Source organism: Streptomyces sp. NPDC048297 (assembly GCF_043201585.1).
Taxonomy (GTDB): Bacteria; Actinomycetota; Actinomycetes; order Streptomycetales; family Streptomycetaceae; genus Streptomyces.
The window spans coordinates 33,378-41,751 of sequence record NZ_JBICZA010000044.1; the positions used below are offsets into that span (position 1 = coordinate 33,378).

Sequence of the window (8,374 nt, forward strand, 5' to 3'; positions counted from 1 at the left end):
TTTCTTCGCGCGGTTCCCCGCGCCCCTTCAGGTGCGCCGCAGTTCGTGGCGCAGCGCGTCCAGGTCGGAGCCCCCGGCCATCTGCTGGGTCAGCTCGTCCAGTGTGATGTCGTCCCGTGTGTAATTGCCCACCATTGTGCCGCGTCGCAGGAGTACGAAGCGGTCCCCCACCAGGTATGCGTGGTGCGGGTTGTGGGTGATGAAGACAACGCCCAGGCCGTTGTCGCGTGCCGCCGCCACATATTTGAGGACCACACCTGACTGCTTCACCCCCAGTGCCGCCGTCGGCTCGTCGAGGACGAGGACCTTGGCGCCGAAGTAAACCGCCCTGGCGATGGCCACGCACTGGCGTTCGCCGCCCGAGAGGGTGCCGATGGGCTGGTCGACGTCGCGCAGGTCGATGCCCATGCGCAGCAGTTCGGCGTGGGTGGTGCGGCGCATGAAGTCGACGTCCATGCGCTTGAAGGGGCCCACGCCCTTGCGGGGTTCGGAGCCGAGGAAGAAGTTGCGCCACACCGGCATGAGGGGGACGACCGCGAGGTCCTGGTAGACCGTGGCGATGCCGCGGTCCAGGGCCTCGCGCGGGGAGGAGAGGGTCGTCTCCTCCCCGTCGATGCTCAGCGTGCCGCCGTCGTGCCGGTGCAGGCCCGCGACGATCTTGATGAGGGTCGACTTGCCGGCTCCGTTGTCGCCGAGGACGCAGGTGATCTCACCGGCGTGGACCTCCAGCGAGACGCCTTCGAGGGCGCGGACGGAGCCATAGTGCTTGCTGACTCCGGTCAGCTCGACGAGAGTCACTTGGTCGCCTCCGCGCGCTTGCGGACCCAGGCGTTCAGCAGGGTCGCGAGGAGCAGCATCGCTCCGAGGAAGAACGTGAACCAGTCGGGGTTCCACTCGGCGAAGACGATGCCCTTGCTCGTCATGCCGAACAGGAGCGCGCCGACCGCAGAGCCGATCGCGCTGCCGTAGCCGCCGGTGATCAGGCAGCCGCCGATGACGGCCGCGATGATGTAGATCAGCTCGTTGCCGACGCCTTCGCCGGACTGGACGGTGTCGAAGGAGAAGAGCAGGTGCTGGCCGGAGATCCAGGCGCCGAACGCGACACCCATGTAGAGGCCGATCTTGGTCTTTGCGACCGGGACGCCGACCGCGCGGGCCGCGTCCTCGTTGCCGCCGACCGCGAAGATCCAGTTGCCGGCGCGGGTGCGCAGCAGGATCCAGGAGGCGAGCGCGACCAGGGCGAGCCACCACAGGATGGTGACCTTCACGGCGACGCCGCCGATGGTGAGGGTCGAGGCGAAGACGGCGTGGGCGCTCGGAAAGCCCTCCATGTCGGCGATGGTCTTGGTGGAGACCGTGCCGTCGATCAGCTTGGTGAAGCCGAGGTTCATGCCGGTCAGCATCAGGAACGTGCCCAGCGTGATGATGAAGCTGGGGAGCTTGGTGCGGGTGAGCATGAAGCCGTTGAAGGCGCCGATGGCGAGGGTGACCAGCAGGGACACGCCCGCGCCGACCCAGGTGTTCGCCGTCATCTGGTAGCTGAAGAGCGAGGAGACCAGCGCCGAGGAGGTCACGAGGACGCCCGCCGACAGGTCGAACTCGCCGCCGATCATCAGCAGGGCCACGGGTACGGCCATGATGCCGATGGTCGAGGAGGCGTACAGGACCGTGCTGAGGCTGGTGGCGCGCAGGAAGCCGTCGGCCACGACGGCGAAGACCGCGAACACGGCGAGCGCGCCGACGATCGAGCCCAGTTCGGGGCGGGTGAGGAGTTTGCGCAGGGGTGAGGTCCGGAGCAGCCGTTCGTCGCTGCGGGAGATCGCGCTCATCGCGTGCCCCGCGCGGTGTAGTCCGCGAGCGCGCCTGCCTGGTCCTTGGTGATGATCTGCGGGCCGGTGAGGACCGGCTTGCCGCCGCCGAGGACGTCGCCGTTGTACCTGTGGAGCCACAGCAGGTCGACGGCCTGGTAGCCCTGGAGGTACGGCTGCTGGTCCACGGCGAAGCCGAGGGTGTCGCTCTTCAGCTCGGCGGCGACCTTGGCGTTGAGGTCGAAGGTGTCGATCTCGGCCTTGCTGCCCGCGTCGGTCTTCGCCTTCACGGCGGTGTCGGCGTAGGGGGCGCCCAGGGTGACGACGGCGTCGACGGACTTGTCGGCCTGGAGCTTGGCCTCGATCGCGGACTGCACGTCGGGCATGTTGGTGCCGTTGACGTAGAGCTTCTGGACGCTGCCGTGGAAGGTCTTGGCGACGCCGTCGCAGCGCTGCTCGTGGCCGACGTTGCCCTGCTCGTGCAGGACGCACAGGGCCTTCTTCTTCCCGCGCTTGTTCAGTTCGTCGCCGACGGCCTCGCCGGCGACGGTCTCGTCCTGGCCGATGTGGGTGAGGGCGCCGAAGGCCTTGGACTCCTCGGAGCCGGAGTTCACGGTGACCACGGGGATGCCGGCCTTCTCGGCGCGGGCCACGGCGGCCTTGAGGGCGTCGGGCTTGGCGAGGGTGACGATGATGCCGTCGACCTTCTTGTCGACCGCCGCGTCCACCAGCTGGGCCTGCTGCTGGGCCTCGTCGTCGTGCGAGTAGAGGAAGTTGATGTTGTCCTTGAGGGCGGCCTGCTTGGCACCGCTCTGCACGATGTCCCAGAAGGTGTCGCCGTCTCCGGAGTGGGTGATCATCGCGAAGGTCCAGCGGGGCGTGTTCACCGCCGCCCGCCCCTGGGCCGCGGCGGCCTTGCGGGCGTCCTCGGCCCGCTTGCCGCCGGTGCTGCTGCAGGCGGCGAGGGACACGGAGAGTGCCCCCGCCAGCGCTATGCCTACCCAGGTCCGAAACCGTGCCACGAGGCCGTGCCCTTCTTGCTGTGTCCGTCCGTACGCGGGGGCCGCGTGGCGTGTGCCTCGGCGGCCCCGAACACCCCAGTATCGAACACAGGAGACACTCATGACGCGGCCGGGGAGCGCACGCCGGTCACATTGTCCGGACATCATGGCGAACCCGGGCGGGCGTTCACGGCCGCGCGGCGGACCCGCTCAGGGCCGTACGAGCAGCTGGAACTCGAAGGAGTAGCGGGTCGGGCGGTAGGTGTGGTCGCCGAACTCGACCGCGCGGCCGGTGTCGTCGAATGTGACGCGTTGCATGGTGAGCAGCGGGGCACCGTCGGTCTCGGCGAGCCGCTCGGCCTCGGCGGAGGTGGCGGCGCGGGCGCCGATGGACTGCCGGGCACTGTGCAGGGTGATCCCGGCGGACCGCATCAGCCGGTACAGACCGGTGGCCTCCAGCCGGCCGGTGTCCAGGTCGAGCAGGCCGGGCGGCAGATGGTTGACCAGGTACGCCATCGGCTCGCCGTGCGCGAGGCGCAGCCGCTCGACGCGGTGCACGTCGCTCCCCTCGGCGATCCCGAGCGCGGCGGCGACCTCGCTGGAGGCGGGGACGACGGTGTTGACCAGGACCTTGGTGGCGGGGTGCTGACCGGCCGCCTCCAGGTCGTCGTAGAGGCTGCTCAGCTCCAGCGGGCGCTTGACCTGGCTGTGCACGACCTGGGTGCCGACACCGCGACGGCGGACCAGCAGGCCCTTGTCGACGAGGGACTGGATGGCCTGACGGACGGTGGGCCGGGACAGGCCGAGGCGTGCGGCCAGTTCGATCTCGTTGCCCAGCAGGCTGCCCGGGGTGAGGCTGCCGTGCTCGATGGCGGCCTCCAGCTGCTGGGAGAGCTGGAAGTACAGCGGCACGGGGGAACTGCGGTCCACACGGAGCTCGAGCGCGACGGTCGGGTCCACATCTGGTTTGGGCACATGCCCGAGCGTAGTCGTGTGCCCGGTTGACGAGAAGTCGTGAAGTCCGATTGTCCGGACATGCACATTGACAGCGCGCGGGGTCCGCCCTCACTTTGTTTCCATGCGCATCGGGGTCATCGGGACGGGTCGCATCGGCGCCGTCCACGCGAACACGCTCAGCCGCCATCACGAGGTCGGGGCGCTGATCCTGACGGACGCCGACCCCGCGCGGGCACAGGCGCTGGCGCATCGGCTGGGTGAGACGGCCGCGCCGGGGGTGGACGAGATCTTCAGGTGGGGCGTGGACGCCGTGGTGATCACCACCGCGACCGCGGCGCACGCCGAACTGATCGGCCGGGCCGCCCGCTCGGGCCTGCCGGTGTTCTGCGAGAAGCCGATCGCGCTCGACCTGCCGGGCACCCTGCAGGCGCTCGCCGAGGTGGAGGCGGCGGGCACCGTGCTGCAGATGGGCTTCCAGCGGCGCTTCGACGCGGGGTACGCGGGTGCCCGGGAGGCGGTGCGCTCGGGCCGGCTCGGGCGGCTGCACACGGTGCGTGCGATGACCTGCGACCAGTCCCCTCCCCCGCCGGAGTGGCTGCCGCTGTCCGGCGGGCTGTTCCGGGACACGCTGATCCACGACTTCGACGTGCTGCGCTGGGTGACGGGCCGTGAAGTGGTCGACGTGTACGCGACCGGTTCCGACGCCGGGCCCGCGATGTTCCGCGAGGCCGGTGACGTGGACACCGGGGCGGCCCTGCTCACCCTGGACGACGGCACGCAGGCCACGGCGACCGCGACCCGGCTCAACGGCGCCGGCTACGACGTCCGCATGGAGCTGGCCGGGGAGCGGGACACCGTCGTCGTGGGCCTGGACGACCGCACGCCGATCGCGTCCACCGAGCCGACCGGGCCGCCGCCCGCCGACAAGCCGTGGACGGGTTTCCTTGAGCGGTTCGGGCCCGCCTACGAGGCCGAGCTGAACGCCTTCGTCCAGGTGCTGCACGGCACGCTGGCCAACCCCTGCGACGGCTACGAGGCCCTCCAGGCGCTGCGGATCGCCGAGGCCTGCGAACTCTCCCGGCGCGAGCGCCGCCCGGTGCGGCTCGCGGAGATCCCGGACCGGCCGGCGCTCCCGTACGGCTGACCGCCCGGACGGCTCACCAGCGCACCGGCAGGCTCCGCATCCCTCTCATCAGCAGGCCCGGCAGCCACTCGCCCGGCGCACCGTCGAGGGCGAGTGCGGGGGCGCGCTCCAGGAGGGTGCCGACGGCTGTGCGCCCCTCCAGCCGGGCCAGCGGTGCGCCCAGGCAGAAGTGGATGCCGTGCCCGAAGGCGAGGTGGCCGCGGGTGTCGCGGCGGATGTCGAACCGGTGCGGGTCGTCGTAGCGCCCGGCGTCGCGGTCGGACGCGGTGAGTCCGACGATCACCGGGGCACCCTGCTCGATCGCCGTGCCGCCGATCTCCAGGGGCTCCACGGCGAACCGGTACGTGGCACCCTCCACCGGGCCCTCGTAGCGCAGCATCTCCTCGATCGCGCCGTCCAGGAGGTCCATGTCGGCGCGCAGGGCGGCGAGTTGGCCGGGGTGGGTGAGCAGGGCGTGGACGCCGTTGCCGATGAGGTTGACCGTGGTCTCGTGGCCGGCGATGAGCAGCAGGAAGGCCATGCCGCGCAGTTCCTCCACGGACAGCCGGTCACCGTCCTCGGCGGTGGTGCGGATCAGGTCGCTGAGCAGGTCGTCGGTGGGGGCTGAGCAGCGCTTGTCCTCGATCAGTTCGGTGAGGTAGTCGGCGAGGCCGACGACCGCGTCGTACTCCGTCTGCGAGTCGGCCGGTGCGACCACCTCGGTGGACAGCTTGCGGAACGCCGCGCGGTCCATGTCCGGGACGCCGAGGAGTTCGCAGATGACGGTGATGGGCAGCGGGAAGGCGAGCGACTCGATGAGGTCGGCGCGGCCGTGGGGCAGCATCTCGTCGAGCAGGTCGTCGGTGATCCGCTGGATGCGGGGGCGCAGTCGCTCGATCCGGCGCATCGTGAACGCGCGCGTGACGAGGCTCCGCAGACGGGTGTGCCGGGGCGGGTCGGTGGCGAGCAGGTGTTTGCCGATCAGCTCCTCGTCCAGGAAGGTCACGCCGATCCTGGAGACGTCCTTGGCGAGCCGGGGGTCGGCGAGGGCCGCGCGCGCCTCCTCGTACCCCACGATCAGCCAGACCTCCATGCCCGCGTCCGCCCCCTGCAGCCGGACGCGGTGCACGGGGCCCCGCTCGCGCAGCCGCGTGTACACCGGATGGGGATCCTCGCGGAACGCGTCCCCGAACTCCCCCAGATCGACCACCTGTCGCCTGTCCATCGCTCCCCTTCCGGACTCCCCCGAGGCCCACCGGGATCACCCCGGTACGAGGACAACGGGCGGGGTGCGCGATTGGTGCCCGTCCCCTGACGCCTCTCGCCCCGCGGCCGGTGTGGGGCGGGGCCGCGGGGCGAGGGTCGGGCGGACGGTTCAGCAGCCGAAGTCGATCAGGTCGAACGTGGCGTAGTGGTCGGACGTGTAGTAGTCCTCCTGGTACTCCTCGCCCGTGACGATGCGGCGGGCACCGCGCGTGGAGGAGCCGGGGGTCTTCACCGTGTACTCGTGGTAGTAGCCGGTCGACTGGCTGGGCAGCACGTGCTCACGGTTCTGGAAGACGACGCCGTCCTGCGAGTACGGGAAGGGGCCGCCCTGGTCGATGAGGCGCAGGGTGTCGTACGCCTGCGACGGCAGGCTGCTGTGGCAGATGCTGCCGACTGAGGTGACCGCGGCGTCCGCCGTGGTCGCGGAGACGGTGCCGCCCACGAGGAGGGCGGACAGGAGAGTGGCTGCGGCGCCGATGCGTGTGACGCGTGGGGGGATTCGCATGCCTCCATGATGACGCGCGTAGATGATGGCATGTCAATGACAAGGTTGAAGATTTACTCGTCAAGTCCGGTGACTTCCGGGGAAGTTAACCTGCCGTCCGCCGGCCCCACGCGGTCCCCGCGAGCACCAGCGCGCCGCCCGCGAGACCGAGCGCCCCGAGCCGCTCCCCGCCGAGCGCGATGCCGGCCGCGGCGGCCCACAGCGGCTCGGTGCCGAGCAGCAGGCTGACCCGGGACGGGGAGGTGCGGCGCACGGCCCACATCTGTACGAAGAACGCGAACAGCGTGCACAGCGCGGACAGGAACAGCAGCCCCGCCCACTCCCGCGGGCCGAAGTCCACCGCCGTCGCCCAGGGCGTGGTGCCGCCGGTGCTGATGCCCGTGCCGGCCGACAGGAGCGCGAAGACGGCGACCGCGGTGCCGAGCTGGACCGTGGTGAGCGGCAGCGCGTCCGCGCTCTGGACGGCACGGATCCGGGACACGGCGAGGACGTGCAGGGTGCGGGCCAGGGCGGCGAGCAGCATCAGCAGGTCGCCCGCGGAGGGCCGGGTGAAACCGCCGCCCTGGGTGAGCAGGACGACGCCGAGCACCGACAGGGCGGCGGCGCCGAGGAAGGGCGGGGTGGGCCGGGTGCGTGTGACGGCGGCCTCGGCGAGCGGGGTGAAGATCATGGTGAGGCTGATGATCAGGCCCGCGTTCGTCGCCGACGTGTGCACGACGCCGTACGTCTCCAGCAGGAACACACCGCTGAGGATCAGCCCCAGCAGGGCGGCGCCGCGCCACTGCGCGCCCGTCAGCGCCCGTAGCGAGCGCCGCCCGGCGACGGCCAGGACGGGCAGCACCAGCGCGAACCGCAGCACCAGCACGGCGAGCACCGTGCGGGGGGTCGTGATGTCCTTGGCGGCCAGATAGCTGGCGCCCCAGCACACCGCGACGAGCAGGACGGGCAGGTCGGTGTGCCAGGCACGACCGGGCGCGACGACCGCGCCCGGTACGGCGATGGACGACATGGGGGCGGCTCTCCCGGTCTCCGGACGAGGTACGGACAGGGTGCGGAGACATCGGCGGCTCGCACGGAACGCGATCACCGTACCGGCGGGGACGATCTTCGGCCAGGGGTTTCGGCCGGGGGCGCTGTCGGCGGGGGGCGGGGGGTGACGAGTGGCGGATGACGGGTGGCGGGGCGGCGGCCCCGTTGCGGAGCCGTGGAGAACATAACGGGGGGCGGGTCGGCGGCGCGGGGTGGCGGGTCGGCGCCTTTAGGCGGCGGGTCAGCGTCGCCGGGTGCCGAATCCGCCTCTCCGGTTGACGGGTCAGCCTCTCTGGGCGGCACAGCCGCGTCGCCGGATGAGGGGGCGGCGCTTCCTGGCGGCGGATCGGCGTCGCCGGGTGCCCAGCCATCCTCTCTGGGAGGCAGATCAGCCTCTCCGGACGGCACAGCCGCGCCGCCGGATGTAGGAGCGGCGGATCAGCGTCGCCGGGTGCCGAGTCAGCCCCTCCGCGAGGCGGATCGGCCTCGCCGGGAGGCGGACAGCGTCTCCGGGTGGCAGGTCAGCCTCTCCGGGTGGCGCAGCCGCGTCGCCAGGTGACGGGTCGGCGCCTCCAGGCGGCGGATCGGCATCGCCGGGTGCCGAGTCAGCCCCTCCGCGAGGCGGATCGGCCTCGCCGGGAGGCGGACAGCGTCTCCGGGTGGCAGGTCAGCCTCTCCGGGTGGC

General features: G+C 71.4%; 8 protein-coding genes. 1 reads left to right on the forward strand and 7 read right to left on the reverse strand.

Features of this window, described 5'->3' with window-relative positions; all coding sequences use genetic code 11:
- Positions 1–27: 27 nt before the first annotated feature.
- From ACGFYV_RS33395 to ACGFYV_RS33410, 4 genes are all read right to left on the reverse strand, one after another.
- Positions 28–798: an ATP-binding cassette domain-containing protein gene (locus tag ACGFYV_RS33395; RefSeq protein ID WP_393882269.1), complete on the reverse strand. Its 771-nt coding sequence runs from the start codon at positions 796–798 to the stop codon at positions 28–30.
- Positions 795–1,829, reverse strand: coding sequence for an ABC transporter permease (locus ACGFYV_RS33400; protein ID WP_393882270.1), 1,035 nt, complete (start codon positions 1,827–1,829; stop codon positions 795–797). Before ACGFYV_RS33400 ends, ACGFYV_RS33395 begins: the two co-directional genes overlap by 4 nt.
- Positions 1,826–2,830 (reverse strand): sugar ABC transporter substrate-binding protein, encoded by a 1,005-nt coding sequence (locus ACGFYV_RS33405; RefSeq protein WP_393882271.1) that lies wholly within the window; start codon positions 2,828–2,830, stop codon positions 1,826–1,828. Before ACGFYV_RS33405 ends, ACGFYV_RS33400 begins: the two co-directional genes overlap by 4 nt.
- Positions 2,831–3,019: 189 nt before the next feature.
- Positions 3,020–3,769, reverse strand: coding sequence for a GntR family transcriptional regulator (locus ACGFYV_RS33410; RefSeq protein ID WP_393882286.1), 750 nt, complete (start codon positions 3,767–3,769; stop codon positions 3,020–3,022).
- A gap of 118 nt (positions 3,770–3,887) precedes the next feature.
- On the opposite strand from ACGFYV_RS33410, the gene ACGFYV_RS33415 reads away from it, so the two are divergent.
- The gene (locus ACGFYV_RS33415; protein ID WP_393882272.1) at positions 3,888–4,910 is read left to right on the forward strand and encodes a Gfo/Idh/MocA family oxidoreductase; all 1,023 of its coding nucleotides are present in this window, start codon (positions 3,888–3,890) and stop codon (positions 4,908–4,910) included.
- Between the two features lie 13 nt (positions 4,911–4,923).
- Here ACGFYV_RS33415 and ACGFYV_RS33420 read toward each other — a convergent pair whose 3' ends face one another.
- The 3 genes from ACGFYV_RS33420 to ACGFYV_RS33430 all read right to left on the reverse strand — a co-directional run bounded on the left by ACGFYV_RS33420 (position 4,924) and on the right by ACGFYV_RS33430 (position 7,669).
- Positions 4,924–6,114: a cytochrome P450 gene (locus tag ACGFYV_RS33420; protein ID WP_393882273.1), complete on the reverse strand. Its 1,191-nt coding sequence runs from the start codon at positions 6,112–6,114 to the stop codon at positions 4,924–4,926.
- Positions 6,115–6,264: 150 nt separating this feature from the next.
- Positions 6,265–6,660 (reverse strand): ribonuclease domain-containing protein, encoded by a 396-nt coding sequence (locus tag ACGFYV_RS33425; RefSeq protein WP_393882274.1) that lies wholly within the window; start codon positions 6,658–6,660, stop codon positions 6,265–6,267.
- A gap of 85 nt (positions 6,661–6,745) precedes the next feature.
- On the reverse strand, positions 6,746–7,669 hold the full coding sequence (locus ACGFYV_RS33430; RefSeq protein ID WP_393882275.1) for a DMT family transporter: 924 nt from the start codon (positions 7,667–7,669) through the stop codon (positions 6,746–6,748).
- Positions 7,670–8,374: the final 705 nt, after the last annotated feature.